We start from the raw sequence: 18,784 nt of genomic DNA on the forward strand, positions 1-18,784 counted from the left end.
ATGCGGATCGACAATGCCACCCCCTGGCCCGCGACCTTCACCATGGCCTTCGACGCGGCCGGGCACGAGCAGGTGGTGCTGGTCACGAAGGCGAGCTTCGCCCTGCCCCGGGGCACCGGTCCCTGCCAGCCGACCGAGCCGCTGCCGCTGATCGAGAGCGACCTGTTCGGGGCCGATCCCGCGGCCGATGCGCCGGTGCAGGAATATGACTTCGCCCCGCACAAGCCCTTCTGCGACGTGCTCCTCCATGGCCGCGCCCACGCGCCCGAGGGCCGGCCCGTCACCGAACTGCCGGTGGGTCTGCGGCTCGGGGGCTGGTCCAAGCGGCTCACGGTCCGCGGCGCCCGCATCTGGTTGAGGGCCGCGGCGGGCTGGCGGGTCTCCGACCCACGACCCTTCACGAGCCAGCCCATCGGCTATGACCATGCCTACGGCGGCACCGACCCCGATCCGGGGGGCGGCGGCCGCGCGGCCGTCTTCGAGGAGAACCCCGCGGGCCTCGGCTTCTACCCGCTCCGGCCGGACAGGGAGAGTGCGCCCCTGCCCCATACGGCCGAAGCCGGCGCGGATGCGACCGATCCCCGCGGCGGGCTCCGACCGATGGCCCTCGGGCCGGTCGGGCGCACTTGGCTGCCCCGCAGGCGGCACGCGGGCACCTACGACGCCGCCTATTTCGAGAGCCGGACGCCCTTCCTGCCGCTCGATTTCGACCCCCGCTATTTTCAGGCCGCCGCCGAGGATCAGCAGATCCCTTATCCCAAGGGCGGAGAGCCCGTCGAGCTCGTGAACCTCTCGCCGCGGGGCCGCATCGCCACCTGGCTGCCGCGCCTGCAGATCCTCGCCACCTTCGAGCGGCGCTCCGGCCGGCTGACCCAGCGGATCGCCAATCTCGACACGGTGCTGTTCCTGCCGGAGGAGGAGGTGGTCACCCTGACCTTCCGCACGAGGATCACGGCCGAGCGCGACATCTTCGAATTCGCGCGGGTTCTCGTCTCGGCCCGGCAGGAGGCGACCGATGGCTGAGCTGCGGGGCCTCGCCCCCGGCCTGTCGGTGGTGGGCTACGGCATGTGGACGGCGCTCGGGCCGGACGGCCCCACGACGGTCGCGGGCCTCGACGCCCGGCTGATCGTCTCGCAGTCGGGCGACCTGCGCGAGCCCCTGACCGGCGCGGCCCTCCCCTGCTTCCGGCTCGCGGCCCAGCATTGGTGGGCGGGGCCGAGCTTCCTGTCCGAGATGCTTCTGCCCGTCCTCGGGGAATGCGCCGAGCAGCTGGCCGCACTGCCCGCGCCGCTCCGGCGACCGGCCTCGGAGGTGCCGGTGCTGATCGCCGTGGCCCCGTGCGGGCGTCCCGCACGCCCGGACGATCTCGAGGCGCGGCTGCTGGCGGAGCTCGAGGCCCGGCTGGGGCCGCTGCCCGAAGGCAGCGCGGTCGTGGGCGCCGGACGGGTGGGTCTGCCGCATCTGATCGCGCGGGCCGCCCGACAGGCGGGCCGTCACCCGGTGCAGATCCTGATCGGGGTCGAGAGCTTCCTTCTGCAGGAGATCGTCGATCACTATGCCGACCGTCACCGGCTTTTGTCCGAGGAGAACAGCTCGGGCTTCGTGCCGGGCGAGGCCGCGGCCGCGCTGATCGTGGCGCCCCGGGGCATGGCGCCCGGTCTGGCGCTGAAGGGCCTCGGCGCGGGCCGCGAGCCTTCGGGTGCAGGCGGCAGCCGCGATGCGCCGGTGACGGGCGAGGGCCTCACCGATGCGATCCGCGCGGCGCTGGCGGCGGCCGAGATCCCGCTCTTCGACATTCCGATCTTTCTCGGCGACCTGAACGGCGAGCATTTCAAGTTCAAGGAGGCGATGATCGCCACGATGCGCCTCGACCGTCTGCCGCCCGAGAATGTCTCCCGGCGGCCGCGGGGTCATCCGGAACATTGGAACGCGATCGAGGGGCTGGGAGAGATCGGCGCGGCGCTGATGCCCGCGCAGCTCGGCTGGGCCTTCGAGGCGTCGCGGAGCGGCCGGCTGCCGCAGGGCCGGGCGCTGGCCTTCGCCGGCGAGGACGATGGCGCACGGGTGGCGATCGTCGCCGCTGCGGCAGGAGGACCTGTCCGGTGACCGATGTCTATGCCAACGGCCGCGAAGTCTCGGGCAAGGCCACGCCCAACAAGACGATCAGCGCGCTGCCCGATGTCTGCCTCTCGCCGCCCCCGCCGCCCGCGGGGCCGGTGCCGATCCCCTATCCGAACTTCGGCACCGCCTCGGACACGTCGGACGGCTGCACCAGCGTCTTTGTGAAGGGCAAGGAAGCGGGCAAGAAGAACGCCTCAAAATATTCTTCGATCAAGGGCGACGAGCCCGCCACCCGCAGCTTCGGCGGCAGCGTCGTTTCGCACACGATCACCGGCACGCTGAAATTCGCGGCCTATTCCTTCGACGTGCTGTTCGAGGGCGAAGGCGCCGAACGGTTCATGGACCTCACCACGACGAACCATATGAACCCGGGCGGCGGCGCCAGCACCAGCGTGGCGCGTCCGCGTCCGCCCAAGCCGCCGAGCGAGGCCGAATGCAAGCAGATGCGCGCCGACCTTGCCAAGGAACGCGAGACGCTGTCGGGGGCCACGGCCGACAAGCGGGCGACGAAGGGCACCATCGCCATCGCCAAACCCTCGAACGGCGGCCGGCAGTTCTCGGCGAGCGGCCAGCTCATGCGCGACAAGCTGTCGGGCAATCCGAACGGCTACATCGATCCCAAGCCCGCCCGCCATGTCGATGGCAAGGGCCGCCCCTCGAAGGTCTGCGGCGGGCGCAAGCATCACCATCCGAGCGGCGGCAGCGCCAAGCATTGCGAGGCGCAGTCGGTCGACACGATGAGTTGGGAACCCGGCCCCTCCAAGATCACCTTCGCCATCGACTATCCGGCCATCACCTTCAAGAAGGACAAGCTGGGCCGCACCCGCAAGATCGTGGATCAGAAGGCCAGGGATCGCCCCTGCCAGAGCTGCCGCCGTCTGCTGAAGAAGGCCTGCGAATGCGGCGTGAAGATCTTCCTGTGCATGGATGACGGGCCGGTAGACTGGTGCAAGGAACAGGGCTTCGGAAAGGGCGGCGGATGAGACCAGCGGAAGAAATCGCGCGGATGCTGCCGATCCCGGCGGACCTCGGCCGGGGCGCCTTCACCGGCAAGTGGCGCAGCGCCTCGGCGCATATCAGCCCCGAGCGGATGACGCCGCTGAAGGAGGCGCTACTCTTCAAGACCAACGCCGCTCTCTATTCCCTCGTCTCGGCCGCGATGGTCTGGCAGGCCGAACGGCTCCGCGAGCAGACGGACGTCTCGCCGCTCCTCGACATGGCCGAGGCCCTCTATGCCTGGCAGCAGGACTGGCACTGGTTCGGCCGGACGCCCGCAATCGCCGACATCGACACGATCGACGAGGCGCCGAGGCCGCAGGGCAGCGTCCTGATGATGCTCGACCTGATCCATCAGGACCACATCTACACCTCCGGGCACTGGCCCTCCGAACCGATCTTCTCGGTCACGGCGGACATGCTGGTGCTGACGCGGTTCAACCTGCCTGCGGACGCGGTTCCTGCCTTCGATGCCTGGGTCGAGGCCGTGATCGCGCGGATGGATCTTGTCGCGGAATTTCCCGAGCATGGCGAGACGCCCGAGCTCGAGGTGGGCGACACGCCCGAGCGGCGCGCCTGGGCGGCGAAAGTGATGGGCCGGCCGCTGCCGCCGTCGGTCCTCGACCTCTCGCGCGATCCGGACCCGTCCCGCTGGCCCGAAGAGTGGCGCGACCTGCTGGCCCGGCTCGACTGGAACCGCAACCCCTTCCTCCGCCACCCCCCCGGCACGCTACGCCCGCGGCAGGACGGCGAGGTGCCATGAGCAGAAGGCAGGAGCGGGTCTCGTGAGCGCCGTCTACGACCATGTCCGCAGCCGGACAGCCGACGAAGACTCGCGCGATCTGTCCTTCGCCTGGGACCAGTGGCGTTACACCGACTACTTCCTTTTCGAGGAGGATACCTCGGCCGCCCCCTTCGAGAACCTCTCCGATCTGGCCTGCCGTGGCCTCGTCATCGCCGTGGCCGAGGCCATCACCGCACGGTTCCATGCGCACCGCGGCACGGAGGAGGCGCGGTCCTATCTCGATGCCGCCTGGGCCACGATGCTGCGCGAGGGCGCCTGCGACTACGCCCTCCTGCCCGCCGAGGACTGGCCGGGGCCGGTGCGTGGCGCCCTCCGGGCCGCCATGCTCGTCGTCAACGACACGCTCCACGAGGCGCGCGACGATGGCGACTTCCCCGCCCGCTGCGTCTGGATCCTGCAGCTCGCGCGCCACGTCCTGCCGCCGCGCCTTCGACCCGAGTTCGAAGCCTGGGTCGCCGTCGCCACCTCGCGCCTCGCGCGCCACTGGCCGGTGCCCGAGCACCGGAGCGGCCTCTTCGCCGAGAGCTTCGACCGCGGCCCGCCGGTCGGGCCCTGCACCTTCCTGCCGCGCGATCCCGGCACCCCCGAGAGCGCCGCGGCCTGCCTCGCCCGCCATCTCGCGACCCTCGCCGGCAACCCCTGGCTCTTGCCCCCCGATACCGCCTAGTTCAGTTGCACGCTCGCCCCCTGGAGCCTGTTCGCACCGCTGGCCCGACTCAGGATCTCGGTGCCGCGGATCGTGACCCGCCCGTCCGGCGCCAGCGTGATCGAGGCGCGCCCGCAGCGCAGCACCACCTCGCGCCGCCCCTCCAGAACGAGGCGCGTTCCGTCGAGTTCGGCCTCCGGCACCGCCCGGCGGATCAGGCCCAGCACCACCGGAGAGGCTCCGACCTCGGCCACCACCGCCTCCGCTCCCATATCGGCGGCGGAGACCGCCACGACGGTTTCGGCCAGCGCTTCCGCCCCGCCGATCTCCACCCGCAGGAGCCCGCAGGGATCGATCCCGAGGATCCGGCCCCGCAGCAGGCGCGAGCCCGCCGCGGCAAAGCCACCGTCATGCATGATCCGCCTCCGTCTCGAACGCATAGGAAAAGCCTGCGGGGCCGCCGGTGAGGGTCACCCGGCTGAAGGCCGCCCCCGCGAGCTGGCGCTCGAGAAGCTTGCGGCTCAGCTCCGGCAGCAGGGTGCCGCTCAGGATCGCGTCGATCATCCGCCCCCCCGACTCGACCTCGGTGCAGCGGGCGCGGATCGTCTCGAGCACGCCCTCGCCCAGAACCAGCTCGGCGCCGTGCCCCGCCTTCAGCCGCCGGGCAATGGCCTCGAGCTTCTGCCCCGCGATGGCCGCGATCATCCGGTCCGAGAGCGGCAGGAACGGCAGCACGATCATCCGCCCCAGCAGCGCGGCCGGAAAGACCTGCAGAAGCGGCGCGCGGAGCGTGGCCGAGACCCGGGCCAGATCCTGCCCCGCCGCCTCCACGATCTCGTCGGTGCCGACGTTCGAGGTCAGCAGGATCACCGTATTGCGGAAATCGATCTGCCGCCCTTCGCTGTCGTCCATCCTTCCCTTGTCGAACACCTGAAAGAATATTTCATGGACATCGGGATGCGCCTTCTCGACCTCGTCGAGCAGGATCACCGAATAGGGTTTTCGCCGCACCGCCTCGGTCAGGATGCCGCCCTTGCCATAGCCCACATAGCCCGGGGGCGATCCCTTCAGCGTCGAGACCGTATGCGCCTCCTGAAATTCGCTCATGTTGATCGTGATGAGAGCCTGCTCGCCACCGTGCAGCTGTTCGGCCAAGGCCAGCGCCGTCTCGGTCTTGCCCACGCCCGAGGGCCCGCAGAGCAGAAACACGCCGAGCGGCTTCTCCGGCGGGCCGAGCCCCGCCTGCGCGGTCTGGATCCGGCTCGCGATGGCCTCCATCGCATGATCCTGTCCCACGACGCGCCGGGCCAGCAGGTCCGCAAGGCCGAGCGCGCGTTCGTTGCGGCTGGCCAGCATCCGCCCCATCGGGATGCCGGTCCAGTCCTGCACCACCGAGGCGACCGCCTGTCGGTCGACCGTCGGCAGGATCAGCGGCCGCTCCCCCTGCGCCTCGGCGAGATCCCGGCTGCAACGCCGCAGCCGGTCGAGAAGCGCCGCACGGTCGTCCTTGGGCGGCTCGGCCTCCTCGGCGGCCTGCGCCGCGGTGCCGTCCAGCGCATCGCCCTCTGCCCGCAGCCGGGCGCGCAGTTCAAGAATTTCGGCCACCAGCGCCTTCTCGGCCTCCCACCGCGCCTCCGCCGCGGCACGGTCGGCCGCGACGGCGGTCCGCGCCGCCTCGACCTCGCCGCGGCGCGCCGTCACATCCATGCCCACGGCCTCCTCGCGCTCGAGGATGCCCGCCTCGAGCGCGAGCGCCTGCGCGCGGCGGTCGATGTCCTCGACCTCCGCCGGCGTCGCATGCTGAGAGACGGCGACGCGCGCGCAGGCGGTGTCGAGCAGGGAAATCGCCTTGTCCGGCAATTGCCTGGCCGGCAGGTAGCGCTGCGACAACCGCACCGCCGCCCCCACCGCCTCGTCGAGGATCTCGACCCGGTGATGGCGCTCCAGCACGGCGGCCACGCCGCGGCACATGCGGATCGCGGCCTCTTCCGAGGGCTCCTCGATCCGCACAACCTGAAAGCGGCGGGTCAGCGCCGGGTCGGGCTCGATATGCTGCTTGTATTCGGCCCAGGTGGTGGCGGCGATGGTGCGCAGCTCTCCCCGTGCCAGTGCCGGTTTGAGAAGATTGGCCGCGTCCCCCGTCCCCGCCGCGCCGCCCGCGCCGATCAGCGTATGGGCCTCGTCGATGAAGAGGATCACCGGGGCGTCCGAGGCGTGAACCTCGTCGATCACGCTCTTCAGCCGCTTCTCGAACTCGCCCTTCATGCTGGCACCCGCCTGCATCAGCCCGAGATCGAGCATCCACAGGGTCACCGGGCGCAGCGGCGGCGGCACGTCCCCTCGGGCAAGCCGCAGCGCAAGGCCCTCGACGACGGCGGTCTTGCCCACCCCGGCCTCGCCGGTGAGGATCGGATTGTTCTGCCTCCGCCGCATCAGGATGTCGATGATCTGCCGGATCTCGGGATCGCGCCCCACGACCGGATCGAGCCGCCCCTCCCGCGCCCGCGCCGTCAGATCGGTCGCATAGCGGGCGAGCGCGGAGCCGTCGGCCGCGCCCGGCCGCGCGGGGGGCGGCGCGGCATCGCCCTCGGCCGAGCCCTGCGTCAGATCGCGGAACGTCTCGGAAAGAGACTCCGCATCCACCTGCCCGAAGGCGCCGCTGATCCGCATGAGCAGCGCCTCGAGCACGGGCACCCGCAGCGCGCCGAGCAGGAGGTATCCCGAGCGCACGCGGTCGTCGCCGAACCGCAGGCTGCCGAAGGTCCAGCCCTCGCGGATGGCGTGGAAGAGATGGTCGGAAAATTCTTCCACCGCGCTCGCCCCGCGCGGCAGCGCATCCACCGCGCGGGCCACATCGGCCGAGAGCCGGCCGGCATCGCAGCCTGCCGCGCGCATCAGCAGCGCCATGTCGGACCGATCCGCGGCGAGCAGCGCCTCGATCAGATGGACCAGCTCGACATAGGGGTTGCCGCGTGCCTTCGCCGCCTGAGCCGCCGCCGAGAAGGCCGCGAGACAGGTCGGGTTCAGCTTCGCCACCAGTTCCTTCCGCTTGACGGTTTCCTGCGAGCCCCGCGGCATGGCCGGCCCCTCACGATGTCGTCCTGAAAATAGTCGGGCGCAAAGGTCTTGGCTTAGCCTATGCTGGAATCAGGCACCTTGGCGACACCTTTGCATCGGGGCGGAGGCCGGGCATGATCGGGGAACAGCCCGGCGACATCTTCCGCCGGGGCGAGATCCTGAACCACACCTACGAGATCGAGGGCGTGCTGGGCCGCGGCGGCACCGGCGAGATCTACCGCGCGCGCAACCTGATCTCGGGGCGGATCGTCGCGGTCAAGGCGCTGAACCGGCGCTTTTCGGGCAACGACGATTACATCGGCCTCATGCGCCGCGAGGAGCAGCTACGCGACGTGATCGACGATGCCGTCGTGCGCTACACCGAATGTTCGCGCAGCGACGGCGGGCATGTCTTCCTCGTGATGGACCATATCGAGGGCCCGTCGCTCGCGCAGGCGATGGAGGCCGGGCGGATCGAGGCGCGCGACCTTCTGATCGTGGCGCACCGGGTGGCCGAGGGCCTGCGGGCCGCGCACCGGCACGGGATCGTCCACCGCGACCTGTCGCCCGACAATATCATCCTGCGCGGCGGAGCCCCCGAGCGGGCGACGATCATCGACTTCGGCATCGCCAAGGATCTCTCGGCCGGGGCGCAGACCATCGTCGGCAACGACTTCGCCGGGAAATACGAATATGCGGCGCCCGAGCAGATCGACGGGCGTGCCGAGCCGCGCTCGGATCTCTATGCGCTCGGCGCCACGCTGCTCGCGGCCTTTCGGGGCGAGGCGCCGTTCGCCGGAGCGACGCCGGGCGAGATCGTCCGGCGCAAGGGGCGTCCGCTCGACACGGAGGGGGTGCCCGAGCCCCTGCGCGGCCTGATCGATCGCCTCGCCGCGCCCGAGGCAGAGCGCCGGCCCGCCAGTGCCGCGGCGGTGGTGGAGGAGCTCGACCGGCTGCTCCGGCCGCAGGCGGAGCCGGACCGGCGGCGACGGGTCTGGCCGGCCCTCGCGGCCCTCCTCCTCCTGGCGGTTCTCGCGGTCGGAGGATGGATCGCGCTGCGGCCGCCGCTGGCCGAGCCCTACCGGCTGACGGCGAGCGCCGCGGATCTGGCAGGCGAGGCGCCGGATCGGGCGGCGGCGGCTCGGATCGCTGCGGCCTATGCCCGCGCGGCGGGGCACGAGTCCCACGGGCTGCGGATCGCCCGCGGCGCGCCGGAGGGCTGGGCGGATGCGGCCGCCGAGGTGCTGGCGCTGGCCGCGACGCTCGACGACTGGCGGCTCGCGCTGAACGGCGCGGAGGCCGCGCTCTCGGGACGCGCACCCGATGCCCGGAGCGCGGCGATGGTGGAAACCCGTTTCCGCGACTGGGCCTCGCGCCGGGGTTTCGAGCCCCGGTTGCAGATCGAGGTCGTGCCGCCGCCGCTCGATCCTCAGGCGGTCTCGGCGCTGCTTCAGCGGCATGCCGACTGCGGTCCGCTCTCCGAGGGCGGGACCGAAGGGGTCATAACAGGTGCCGTCGCCACGGCAGAGACGGCCGCCGCCCTCGAGCGCGCGCTCGCCGATCTGCGGGGCGACCGGCCGCTGCATCTGGCGATCACCGTGCTCAATCCGGCGATCTGCGCGGTGCGGCAGGCGCTTCCCGACCGGCCGGCGCAGGGCCTGTCGATCTGGCTCGGCGAGGCCGCGACAGGGGCGCCGAACCTCGCCGGAATCTACGGGCCGGGCGACTATCCGCTGGTCGAGATCAGGCTTCCGGCCGGGATGAGCGGGCTCGCGCTCTGGGTCGGTCTGGTCGATGTGACGGGCAGCGTGCTGAACCTGCTGCCCAACGTCTATTCCGACGAAAGCCGGATCGACCGGCTGGGCACGGTGGCGAACGGCGTCCGCACCATCCGGGTGATGCCGCTCGAGTTTCAGGTCGCGGGCGGCACGCAGCTCTTCGCGCTGCAGGTGGAGGCGCGCGACTTCGGCAGGAGCGAGCTGGTGGCGGTGGTGTCGCGCGGCGACCTCTTCGCGCTGCGCAGGCCCAAGGACGAATCCGTCGCCTCCTTCACCGAAGCCCTGAGCGCCCTGCGCCGGGACGACCCCGACCGGCTGGTGGCGGTGACCCGGCGGCTGCTCGAGTCCCGCCCCTCCAGATAATCCCCGGTTGAAAAAGGGGCGCGATTCGGGCACCATTTTCCTGGGCCGCATTTTCGGCCCCGCGTTCAAAAGCCCTTTGTCGAAAGGCCGCACGGCCATGTCGGAGCTACGGGAATTTCTCGATCCGATCGAAGGCGACGCTCCGTCGGGTGCGGACCTGCGGAACGATCCGCGCTTTCACGCCATCGAGCGTCTCATCGAACCGGCCCGACGCGCGGCCCGGCAGGCGGCCGCCGAGACGGGCTCTCAAGTGCAGCTCGACTGGAGCGCCATCGTGGCCGAAGCGCGCGCGCTTGCGGCCTCGGGGCGCGACCTCCGGCTTCTGGTGATCCTCCTGCGCGCGCTCACCGCCGAGGAGGGGCTGGCGGGGCTCGCCTCGGGGCTCGACCTGCTGGCCCGGACGGTGGAGAGCTACTGGGACACGCTCCACCCCGCGCTGCGCGAGGGGCCGCCGCAGGAGGCGGCCATGCGCCGGGTCAATGCGCTGCGCCAGATCGAGAATGCGGATGCGGGCCTTCTCGGCGATCTCGAGTTCCAGCCGATGTTCGAGATGCGGGCTCTGGGCGCCGTCACGGGCGGCGACCTTGCGGCGGGCGGCTTGCGCGCGGCGCAGGTGCTGGCCGAGGCCCCGCGCGGGCTCGGCGCGCGCGAGACCTCGGAGATCGCCGCCGCGCACGAGGCGCGGGCCGCCCGTGTGGCTGCCGCCTGCCGCGGACTGAAGGCGGAGCGGCCGGCGGAGTTCGAGGGCCTCGCCGCAGGGCTCGCCCATGCACAGGCGGCCCTCGGCCGGCTCGAGGCGGCGCTGGCGAAAGAGCTCGGCACCAACGGCGCGGGGCTACGCTTCACGGCCCTCTCGACCCAGCTTCAGCGCATGGCCGCGACCCTCGGCACCGCCACGGCAGAGCCCGCACCTCTCGCCGCAGAGGCCCCCGCCGCCCTCCCCGAGGCCCCGGCCCTGGGGATCGCCTCGCGCCGCGATGTCGAGCGCTGCCTCGACCTCATCATCGAGTTCTACGAGCGCACCGAACCCTCGTCGCCGATCCCGCATCTGGCGCGGCGGATGCGGCGGATGGTGCCGATGAACTTCCTCCAGCTCATGGAGGAGGTCGCCCCCTCGGGCATGAAGGAATTCCGCGCCGTGGCCGGCGTCGCGGACGAACGGACGAAATGACAGGGAGAGGCCGCGACCATGAGCGAGAGCAAGGCGAAGGTGATCGAACGCAACCGCGCTCCGCGGGTGCAGATCGCCTATGACGTGGAGCATTACGGCAGCCCGACGACCATCGAGCTGCCCTTCGTGATGGGGGTCATGGCCGACCTCGCCGGCAAGTCCGAGACGCGCGAGGCGCAGAAACCCGCGGCCGAGCGGGCCTTCGTCGAGGTGGATGCCGGCCGGTTCGGCAAGTTCATGGAGGCGCTGAGCCCGCGGGTGAAGGCACGGGTCCCGAACCGGCTGCCCGGCGGGGCGGAGGGCGGCGAGGAGGAGATGTTCGTCGATCTCAGCTTCCGCAGCATGGGCGATTTCGCCCCCGACCGCATGGCCGAGCAGGTGCCGGCGCTGGCCGAGCTCCTGCGGATGCGGCGCCAGCTCGAAGAGCTTCTCGGCTACATGGACGGCAAGGTCAGTGCCGAGAAGCGCATCGCCCAGCTTCTGACGAACGAGCCGCTGCTCGCGCAGGTCGCGGGCGAGGCCGTGAAGTCGCGTCAGCCGGAGGAATGACCATGGCCGAAGCCAAGCAGGACACTGGCCCCGCCACCGCCGAGACGGAGGCGCTGGATCTGGGCGAGTTCAGTGCGCTTCTGGAAAAGGACTTCCGCGTCCGCGAGGACGACAGCGACAAGCTGAAGGATCTGGTGCGCAACCTCGCCCTCGCAGCCACCGAGCGGTCGGGCACCGCCACCATCTCGGGCAATGCCGTCAAGTCGATCAAGTCGCTGATCGCGGGCATCGACGCGCTTCTTTCGGCGCAGATGAACGAGATCCTCCACGCGCCCGAGGTGCGCCAGATCGAGGGGACATGGCGCGGGCTCCATTATCTCGTGAACAACACCGAGACCGACCAGAAGCTGAAGATCCGGGTGATGAACATCACCAAGGACGAACTGGCCGACCAGCTCGAGGATTTCGAGGGCCAGATGTGGGACCAGTCGCCCACCTTCAAGAAGCTCTACACCGAGGAATATTCGATGTTCGGCGGCGCGCCCTTCGGGGCGGTCATCGGGGCCTATGAATTCAGCCACCATCCGCGCGACGTAAGCCTCCTGCGCAACATCTCGGGCATCTGCGCCTCGGCCCATGCGCCGTTCATCGCCGCGGCCGCCCCGCAGCTCTTCCGCATGGAGAGCTGGCAGGAACTGCCCAATCCGCAGGATCTTCAGCAGATCGTCTCCTCGCCCGATTACGCCAGCTGGCAGTCGCTGCGCGAGAGCGAGGACAGCCGCTACATCGGCCTCACGCTTCCGCGGGTGCTGGCCCGCCTGCCCTATGGCGCGGCCACGATCCCGGTAAAGGGCTTCGCCTTCGAGGAGGAGATCGACGGCAAGCACGACCATTACGTCTGGATGAACGCGGCCTTCCCGATGGGCGTCAACATCAACCGCAGCCACAAGCTCTACAGCTGGGGCACTCAGATCCGCGGCGTCGAGACCGGCGGCTCGGTCATCAACCTGCCCGTCCACACCTTCCCGACCGACGACGGTTCGGTGGCGATGAAATGCCCCACCGAGATCGCCATCGACGACCGGCGCGAGGCGGAACTCGCCAGACTCGGGATGATGCCGATCCTGCACCGCAAGAACACCGACATCGCGGCCTTCATCGGCGCTCACAGCCTGCAGGACGACGAGGCCCGCGCCGGGCGGCTGGTCGATCCCGACGCGCAGTCGAACGAGCGGCTGAGCGCGAACCTGCCCTACCTCTTCCCCGTCTGCCGCTTCGCCCATTACCTCAAGGCCATCGCGCGCGACAAGATCGGCAGCTTCAAGGAACGGGCCGACATGCAGGTCTGGCTGTCCGAGTGGATCAACCGCTATGTCCTCGCCAACACCGCCATGGCCGACGACAAGCAGAAGGCGCGCCGCCCGCTCGCCGCCGCCGAGGTGCAGGTCGACAGCGTCGAGGGCCGCCCCGGCTACTATGCCGCGCGCTTCTACCTGCGGCCGCACTACCAGCTCGAGGGCATCAACGCGAGCCTGCGGCTCGTCTCGGAGCTGCCCTCCGTCAAGGGAGGCTGATCGCTTCTCCCCGCTTTCAGGACGTCTGCATGGCCATCGGAGGTTCAGGACATGGCATTCACAGGCTACCTCAAGATCGACGACATCAAGGGCGAGTCGCGGCGCGCCGACCACGAGGACGAGATCGACGCCTTCGGCGTGAGCTGGCTCGTCGAGCAGACGAGCTCGGCCTCGACCGGCAGCGGCCGGACGCGCGGCCGCGCCAGGGTGGGCGACTTCCGGCTGCGCAAATGGATGGACGCCTCTTCACCCTATCTCGCGCTGGCCTGCATGCAGGGCAAGTCCTTCCCCGAGATGATCTTCATGGCCCGCAAGGACTCCGGCGAGGCGCATCTCGATTATCTGCAGGTGACGCTGAAGAACTGCATCGTCTCGAGCTATGCGCTCGCGCAGGATGCGCCCGAGGAGTCGGGCCATGACATGATCGCCGAGGATGTGGCGATCTCGTTCGAGACCATCACCTACAAATATGTCGTTCAGGCCGACGACCATTCGGCCGGCGACGAGCACGAGGTCGAATATAACGTCGTCGCCGCCCGCTGAGCGCGGCGGCCCCGCTGGCGCGGAGGGACCCGATGCCCGAGACGGTGATACCCCCTCATGCCCGCCGCGAGGCGGTGCAGCCGAGCCTCTGGGACCGGCTGCGCGAGGATCTGCCCGGCCTCATCGCCGAAAGCGGGCGGGCCCGGGCGGCCCTCGCGCGCGAACTGGGCGAGGAGCGGCTGGACGAGCTGCTCGCCCGGGGGCGGGCTGGGCTGACCGGTCTCGACGAAGGGCAGCGGCGCGCCGTCCTGCGGCTGATGGCGCTGCTCGACCGGCGCGCGTTTCTCGAGGAGCACGGTCTTCTCGTGACCCCCGAGGCGCTGCGCGAGGCCGTCCGGCGCGATGTCGAGGCGCTCTTCAACACCGAGCGGCTGCAGGCCCATCTTCTGCTCGGCGCAGCCGAGCGCGGGGCGGCGGAAGACCCCGCCGATACTCTCGAAGACTTCCCCCATGTCCGGCGCAGCGTGCTGAACTTCGGCGTTCCCGCCTTTTCGGGCCGGCGCGCGCGCGACTTCGATCCCGAGCGGCTGGCGCGCGATCTGCGCGAGGTGGTGGCTTTGTTCGAGCCGCGGCTGCGGCGCGACACGCTCAGGATCCGCGTGGACACCCACGACCGCAGCGGCCTGCGCATCTCCATCGAGGGGGTGCTGATGCTCGCCCCCGTACCCGAGCGGTTGCGGCTGTCAACCATGCTCGACCTCGATACCGGCAGCGCCTCGACCGCGCTCGAGGAGGCGTGATGGACCGCGCCTTCCTCGCCTATTACGAGGCAGAGCTCGCCGAGCTGCGCGAGGCGGCGGCCGCGTTCGGCACCCTGCATCCGACGGTGGGGCGCAACCTCTCGCTCGATACGGTGCCCTGCCCGGACCCCTATGTGGAACGGCTGCTCGAAGGGGTGGCCTGGCTCGCGGCAAGGACCCGGCTCAAGCTCGACGCCGAGGCGCAGCGCAGCGTGCGCAACCTGCTCGACTGGCTCTGGCCCGATCTCGCCGGGCCTGCGCCGGCCATGGCGCTCGCCACCCTTCACCCGGGGCCGCAGGTGCTGGGGATGGCGGACGGCCACACGGTGAGGCGCGGCACCCGCCTCGTCGCGGCCTTCCGCGAGGGGCTGGCCACGCGCGCCACCTACACGACCGCGCAGGACGTGACCCTCTGGCCGGTGACCCTCGAGGCGGCGGGATACCTGCCCGACCGCGGCGCCTTGAAGGCCGCGGGGCTCTCCGAGGCGATGGCGGGGGGCGCCGAGGCGGCCATCCGCCTCGCCCTCGCGCGCGCAGGGCCGGGCACGCTCTCCGAGCTGTCGCTCGACCGGCTCGACCTCTGTTTCGCGGGCAGTCCGCGCGCGCCCGCGCTGTTCGACGCGATCCACGGCACCTGTCGGCGGGCGGCGGCCCGCGGCGCGGCGGATTTCGAGCGGGTGCCGGCCCCCGCCCTCGTCGGCATCGACGGGGCGGAGGGACTGCTGCCGCGCCTGCGCCCCTCCTTCGAGGGCTACCGGCTGATCCGCGAATATTTCCTGATGCCGGATCGGTTCCACTACCTGCGCCTCGACGGGCTGCAGACAGCCATCCGCGCGGCGACGGGACGGGTCGAGATCCTGTTGCTCCTCGACCGTCCGCGGCCGGCGCTGGCGGACGTCGCGGCGTCGGACTTCCGGCTGTTCGTGACGCCCGTGGTCAATCTCTTCGAGAAGGAATGCAATGCGGTCGAGGTCGATCCCCGCTCGGCCGCGCATGTCGTGCACCCGGACCGCACAAGGCCGCGCGACTTCGAGATCCTGCGCCTGCTGCGGGTCGAGGATGCCGACAGCTCCGGCCCCGAGGCGGTGATCGAGCCCCTGCATGCGCCCGCGGCCCAGGGGGGCTTGGGTCTTTTCTATACCACCGAGCGCCGCCCCCGCCGCCCCGGCGAGGACGAGCTGCGCCGGGGGCAGACCCGGACGAGCCACGCGGGCGACGATCTTTACATCTCGCTCGTGCGGCGTCCGGGCGCGACGGCGCCTGCCGTCCGGCGGCTCGACATCCGCGCGCTCTGCACCAACCGCGACCTGCCGATCCTCGACGACAGCCCGCGCCTCACGCTCGAAAGCGGCGATCCGGTGGCGCGGGTCGAGCTTCTGTCGGCGCTCCGCCGCCCCCGTCCCGCGCTGGCCGCCGGGCTGCCGCGCATGACCCGCGAAGCGGAGGCGCAGCAGGACGAGGTCATCTGGCGCCTCGCCGCGCAGCTCTCGCTCGATCATCTGTCGCTCGCCGAGACGACCGACGACGCCGAACCGCTGCGCGCGCTGCTCGCGCTCTATGCCGACCGCGGCGACCCGGCCGTGGCCCGCCATGCGCGGTCCATCGCCCGGGTGCGGGCGCGCGCCGTGACCGAGCGGCTGGATCTGCCCGGCCCGCTCTGCTTCGGCCGCGGACAGGAGGTGACGCTCGAAGTCGACGAGACGGTGCTGAGCGGGGCGAGCACGCTTCTTCTGTCCGCGCTGCTCGCGCAGCTCTTCGCGCGGCAGGCGGCGATCAACGCGGTCGTCCGGCTGCGCACGCGGCTGGTTCAGGCACAGGAGGAGGTGACATGGCCGACGATCCCCGGCATCCGCCCCCCGATCTGAGCCCCGCCACGGGCTTCTTCGAGCTGCTGCGCCGGCTGGAGGCGCCGGAACTCCGCTTCGGCCGCACCGGCCCCGAGCCCGCGCGGCTCGGCCAGCGCGTGCGGCTGTCGATGGCGGCGCGCGACGTGGCGGCGCTGCGCCCCGGCGCGCCGCCCTTCGTCGAGGTCGAGGTGCTGGGCCTTCTCGGCCCCGAGGGGCCGATGCCCCTGCATCTCACGCGCTGGCTGATGCAGCGCCTGTCCGACCGCTGGTTCGAGGGCACCGACGGCGGCACCGCCGATACGACGGCGCTCGATTTCCTCAACATGATCCAGCATCGGCTGCTCGCGCTCTACTGGCGCGCCTGGGCCGACCAGAGGCCCGAGGTGCAGGCAGCCTTCGGCACGGGGCGGCTCGGGGCCATGATCGACGCCCTCGCCGGTCTGGGCCTGCCCGGGCCGCGGCCTGCCCGGCTCGACGGCGTGAAGCGGCGGCACGCGACCTCGCTCGCCTCCGGGATCCAGAGCCCCGCGCGGCTGACGGATCTGGTGGCCTGCCATCTCGGCGCGCCAAGCACGCTTCGTGAATTTCTGCCGCACTGGATGCCGATCCCGCTGCCGCTGCAGAGCCGGCTCGGCCACCAGCACGCCCGCCTCGGCCGCGGCGCGGTGGCCGGGGCGCGCAGCTTCCAGCGCCAGACCCGGGCCGAGCTGCGCGTGGGGCCGGTGGATCTGCCGCTCTACCTGCGCCTGATCGAGGATCCGGCGCTCGCCGCCGACCTGCGCCATCTGGTGGGCGTGGCCGCCCCGCGCGAGGTGACGGTGGGGCTGCGGCCCCTCCTGCGGCGCGCGGCGATCCCCGCCCCGCGCCTCGGCTCGGTGCGGCTCGGCCGGACGCTCTGGCTGGCGGGCGGCCGCCACCGCGACGCCGAGGACTGGCGGCGGCCAAGCCTTCTTCCCGCAGAGGGAGAGGCCGGATGCTGAGGCTCGTCATCGAACATGCGCCCTGCCCGCAGCGCGTGGGCGAGATGCGGCTCGAAGCGGGCGAACTCTCGATCGGGCGCGGTGCCGACTGCGACTGGCAGATCGACGACCCGGACATGTTCGTCTCGCGCAGGCACTGCATCGTCTCTGGCGGCGAGGGCGGCTGGCTGGTGATCGACGCAAGCCGGGGCGGGCTGTTCCTCGACGGGTCCGAGAGCCCGCTCGGCGCGGGAAATTCCGCGGTGCTGGCGCAGGGCACCCGGCTCCGGCTGGGCGATGTCGTGCTGCGCGCCGAGATCGAGGGGCGCGAGCCCCTGCGCGCGCCGCTCGCGCCGCGCGAGGCGGCGCTGGCGGTCGACGATTTCTTCGCGGCGCCCCGCGCGGTGACGCCCGAGCCTCCGCCGCGGCCGAAGGATCTGCCGGGACCGTTCGAGGCGGTGGAGCGGGCGCCCGCCCCGCCGCCGCAGGATGACTTCGGCTTCGGCTGGGCCCTGCCCGCGCAAGTTCGCCCGCCCCCCGCCGAGGCGCGCAAAACGGAGGGACAGGACCCGTTCTTCAGGCCGGGCACCGCGACGGAGAACCCTTCCCTGGAAGCATCCCCGGCCCCACCTCAGGCGAGGTCCGCGCCAAGGGAGCTCGCCTTGTCGGAGGACGCCCTGTCCGAGGCCTTCTTCCACGGCCTGGGCCTTCCGTCCGAAGCCCTCGACACGGCGGCGATGGAGGCGATGGGCCGCCGCTTCCGGCTGCTGGCCGAGGGGCTCGTCCTGCTGCTGCGCGCCCGCTCCCGCGAGAAGGGCGCCGCCCGCGTTCCGCAGAGCGTGATCGGGGCTTCGGAGGTGAACCCGCTGAAATTCCTCGTCACGCTCGACGAGGCAGTGGCCGCGCTGGTGACGCCGCGGGGGCCGGGATATCTCGGCCCCGAGGCTTCCATCGAGGGCGCCTTCCGCGACCTCACCGACCATCAGCTGCGCAACTGGATCGCGGTGCAGGCCGCGCTGCGCCGGATGATCGACCGGTTCGATCCCGCGCGCTTCGAGGCCGAGAGCGAGCGCGAGGGCCGGATGGCGCAGCTCCTCGCCGGAGGCCGCAGCGCGCGGCTCTGGCAGCTGTATCTCGACCGTTACGAAGAGCTCGCCCGCGCGGCCGAGGACCGGTTCCTCGGCGAGGTCGGGGCCGATTTCAGGGAGGCCTACGAGGGCCCGGAGAGGAGAGAGAATGGCTGACAGACGCATGTTCCTTGCGGGCGCGGGGGCGCTTTTGCTCGTGGCGGGCTGCGGGGGGCCCAAGGCCGGCACGCTCACCGTCAGCGCCACGGGCACGGCGGGCATGAACCCCGGCCCCGACGGGAGCGACCGGCCGCTGACGGTCCAGATCCTGCAGCTGCGCGGCACCGCGGCCTTCGACGCGGCCGACGCCTTCGCGCTCCAGTCGCCGGCGGCAAGCCTCGGCGCGGACCTGCTCAAGGCGGATCTCGTGACGCTGATGCCGGGCGCGCCGGTCGTGCGGGCGATCCCGCTCGACCCGTCGGTGGCGGCCATCGGCGTGGTCGCGGGCTTCCGCAGCGCGGGCGGACGCAGCTACCGCTACAGCTTCAGCGTCGCGCCCACCGCCGAGGTGGCGCTGAAGATCGACGTGGGCCAGGGGGGCCTCGTCGTGGTGCAGGGCTGAGGCGC

Annotated in this window: 17 protein-coding genes; 15 read left to right on the forward strand and 2 right to left on the reverse strand. The window is 71.6% G+C overall.

The window, feature by feature from the left end; translation table 11 throughout:
- From RSP_RS17985 to RSP_RS18005, 5 genes are read left to right on the forward strand one after another with little or no spacing between them, the layout of a single operon-like run.
- Positions 1-1,023: a DUF2169 family type VI secretion system accessory protein gene (locus RSP_RS17985; RefSeq protein WP_011339336.1), complete on the forward strand. Its 1,023-nt coding sequence runs from the start codon at positions 1-3 to the stop codon at positions 1,021-1,023.
- Entirely contained in the window at positions 1,016-2,107 is a 1,092-nt protein-coding gene (locus tag RSP_RS17990; protein ID WP_011339337.1) for a 3-oxoacyl-ACP synthase, read from the forward strand. The genes RSP_RS17985 and RSP_RS17990 overlap by 8 nt, the downstream gene beginning before the upstream one ends.
- Positions 2,104-3,105 carry a DUF4150 domain-containing protein gene (locus tag RSP_RS17995; RefSeq protein ID WP_009562778.1) on the forward strand — a complete coding sequence of 334 codons (1,002 nt, stop codon included), beginning with the start codon at positions 2,104-2,106 and terminating at the stop codon, positions 3,103-3,105. The genes RSP_RS17990 and RSP_RS17995 overlap by 4 nt, the downstream gene beginning before the upstream one ends.
- The gene (locus tag RSP_RS18000; protein WP_011339338.1) at positions 3,102-3,881 is read left to right on the forward strand and encodes a hypothetical protein; all 780 of its coding nucleotides are present in this window, start codon (positions 3,102-3,104) and stop codon (positions 3,879-3,881) included. The genes RSP_RS17995 and RSP_RS18000 overlap by 4 nt, the downstream gene beginning before the upstream one ends.
- A gap of 22 nt (positions 3,882-3,903) precedes the next feature.
- Complete coding sequence (locus tag RSP_RS18005; RefSeq protein ID WP_011339339.1) at positions 3,904-4,590, forward strand: hypothetical protein; 687 nt, start codon at positions 3,904-3,906, stop codon at positions 4,588-4,590.
- Here RSP_RS18005 and RSP_RS18010 read toward each other — a convergent pair.
- Together RSP_RS18010 and tssH are read right to left on the reverse strand one after the other, a co-directional pair.
- The gene (locus RSP_RS18010) at positions 4,587-4,985 is read right to left on the reverse strand and encodes a hypothetical protein (RefSeq protein WP_011339340.1); all 399 of its coding nucleotides are present in this window, start codon (positions 4,983-4,985) and stop codon (positions 4,587-4,589) included. The genes RSP_RS18005 and RSP_RS18010 overlap by 4 nt on opposite strands.
- Positions 4,978-7,647: a type VI secretion system ATPase TssH gene (tssH, locus tag RSP_RS18015; RefSeq protein ID WP_011339341.1), complete on the reverse strand. Its 2,670-nt coding sequence runs from the start codon at positions 7,645-7,647 to the stop codon at positions 4,978-4,980. Before tssH ends, RSP_RS18010 begins: the two co-directional genes overlap by 8 nt.
- A gap of 113 nt (positions 7,648-7,760) precedes the next feature.
- On the opposite strand from tssH, the gene RSP_RS18020 reads away from it, so the two are divergent.
- From RSP_RS18020 to tssJ, 10 genes are all read left to right on the forward strand, one after another.
- Positions 7,761-9,767, forward strand: a complete 2,007-nt coding sequence (locus RSP_RS18020) for a serine/threonine-protein kinase (RefSeq protein WP_011339342.1) — start codon at positions 7,761-7,763, stop codon at positions 9,765-9,767.
- A 97-nt stretch (positions 9,768-9,864) separates the two neighbouring features.
- Positions 9,865-10,938: a type VI secretion system protein TssA gene (locus RSP_RS18025; RefSeq protein WP_011339343.1), complete on the forward strand. Its 1,074-nt coding sequence runs from the start codon at positions 9,865-9,867 to the stop codon at positions 10,936-10,938.
- Between the two features lie 18 nt (positions 10,939-10,956).
- Positions 10,957-11,487, forward strand: a complete 531-nt coding sequence (tssB, locus tag RSP_RS18030) for a type VI secretion system contractile sheath small subunit (RefSeq protein ID WP_002724310.1) — start codon at positions 10,957-10,959, stop codon at positions 11,485-11,487.
- 2 nt (positions 11,488-11,489) lie between these two features.
- Positions 11,490-13,001: a type VI secretion system contractile sheath large subunit gene (gene tssC, locus RSP_RS18035; RefSeq protein ID WP_017208403.1), complete on the forward strand. Its 1,512-nt coding sequence runs from the start codon at positions 11,490-11,492 to the stop codon at positions 12,999-13,001.
- A gap of 51 nt (positions 13,002-13,052) precedes the next feature.
- The gene (locus RSP_RS18040) at positions 13,053-13,544 is read left to right on the forward strand and encodes an Hcp family type VI secretion system effector (RefSeq protein WP_002724313.1); all 492 of its coding nucleotides are present in this window, start codon (positions 13,053-13,055) and stop codon (positions 13,542-13,544) included.
- A 32-nt stretch (positions 13,545-13,576) separates the two neighbouring features.
- Positions 13,577-14,284: a type VI secretion system baseplate subunit TssE gene (gene tssE, locus RSP_RS18045; RefSeq protein WP_011339345.1), complete on the forward strand. Its 708-nt coding sequence runs from the start codon at positions 13,577-13,579 to the stop codon at positions 14,282-14,284.
- Positions 14,284-16,149: a type VI secretion system baseplate subunit TssF gene (tssF, locus tag RSP_RS18050; protein WP_011339346.1), complete on the forward strand. Its 1,866-nt coding sequence runs from the start codon at positions 14,284-14,286 to the stop codon at positions 16,147-16,149. Before tssE ends, tssF begins: the two co-directional genes overlap by 1 nt.
- Positions 16,113-17,111 carry a type VI secretion system baseplate subunit TssG gene (gene tssG, locus RSP_RS18055; RefSeq protein ID WP_011339347.1) on the forward strand — a complete coding sequence of 333 codons (999 nt, stop codon included), beginning with the start codon at positions 16,113-16,115 and terminating at the stop codon, positions 17,109-17,111. The genes tssF and tssG overlap by 37 nt, the downstream gene beginning before the upstream one ends.
- Positions 17,105-18,334 carry a type VI secretion system-associated FHA domain protein TagH gene (tagH, locus tag RSP_RS18060; protein WP_017140385.1) on the forward strand — a complete coding sequence of 410 codons (1,230 nt, stop codon included), beginning with the start codon at positions 17,105-17,107 and terminating at the stop codon, positions 18,332-18,334. Before tssG ends, tagH begins: the two co-directional genes overlap by 7 nt.
- Positions 18,327-18,779 (forward strand): type VI secretion system lipoprotein TssJ, encoded by a 453-nt coding sequence (gene tssJ, locus RSP_RS18065; RefSeq protein ID WP_011339349.1) that lies wholly within the window; start codon positions 18,327-18,329, stop codon positions 18,777-18,779. Before tagH ends, tssJ begins: the two co-directional genes overlap by 8 nt.
- Positions 18,780-18,784 lie beyond the last annotated feature (5 nt).

Source organism: Cereibacter sphaeroides 2.4.1 (assembly GCF_000012905.2).
Classification (GTDB): Bacteria; Pseudomonadota; Alphaproteobacteria; order Rhodobacterales; family Rhodobacteraceae; genus Cereibacter_A; species Cereibacter_A sphaeroides.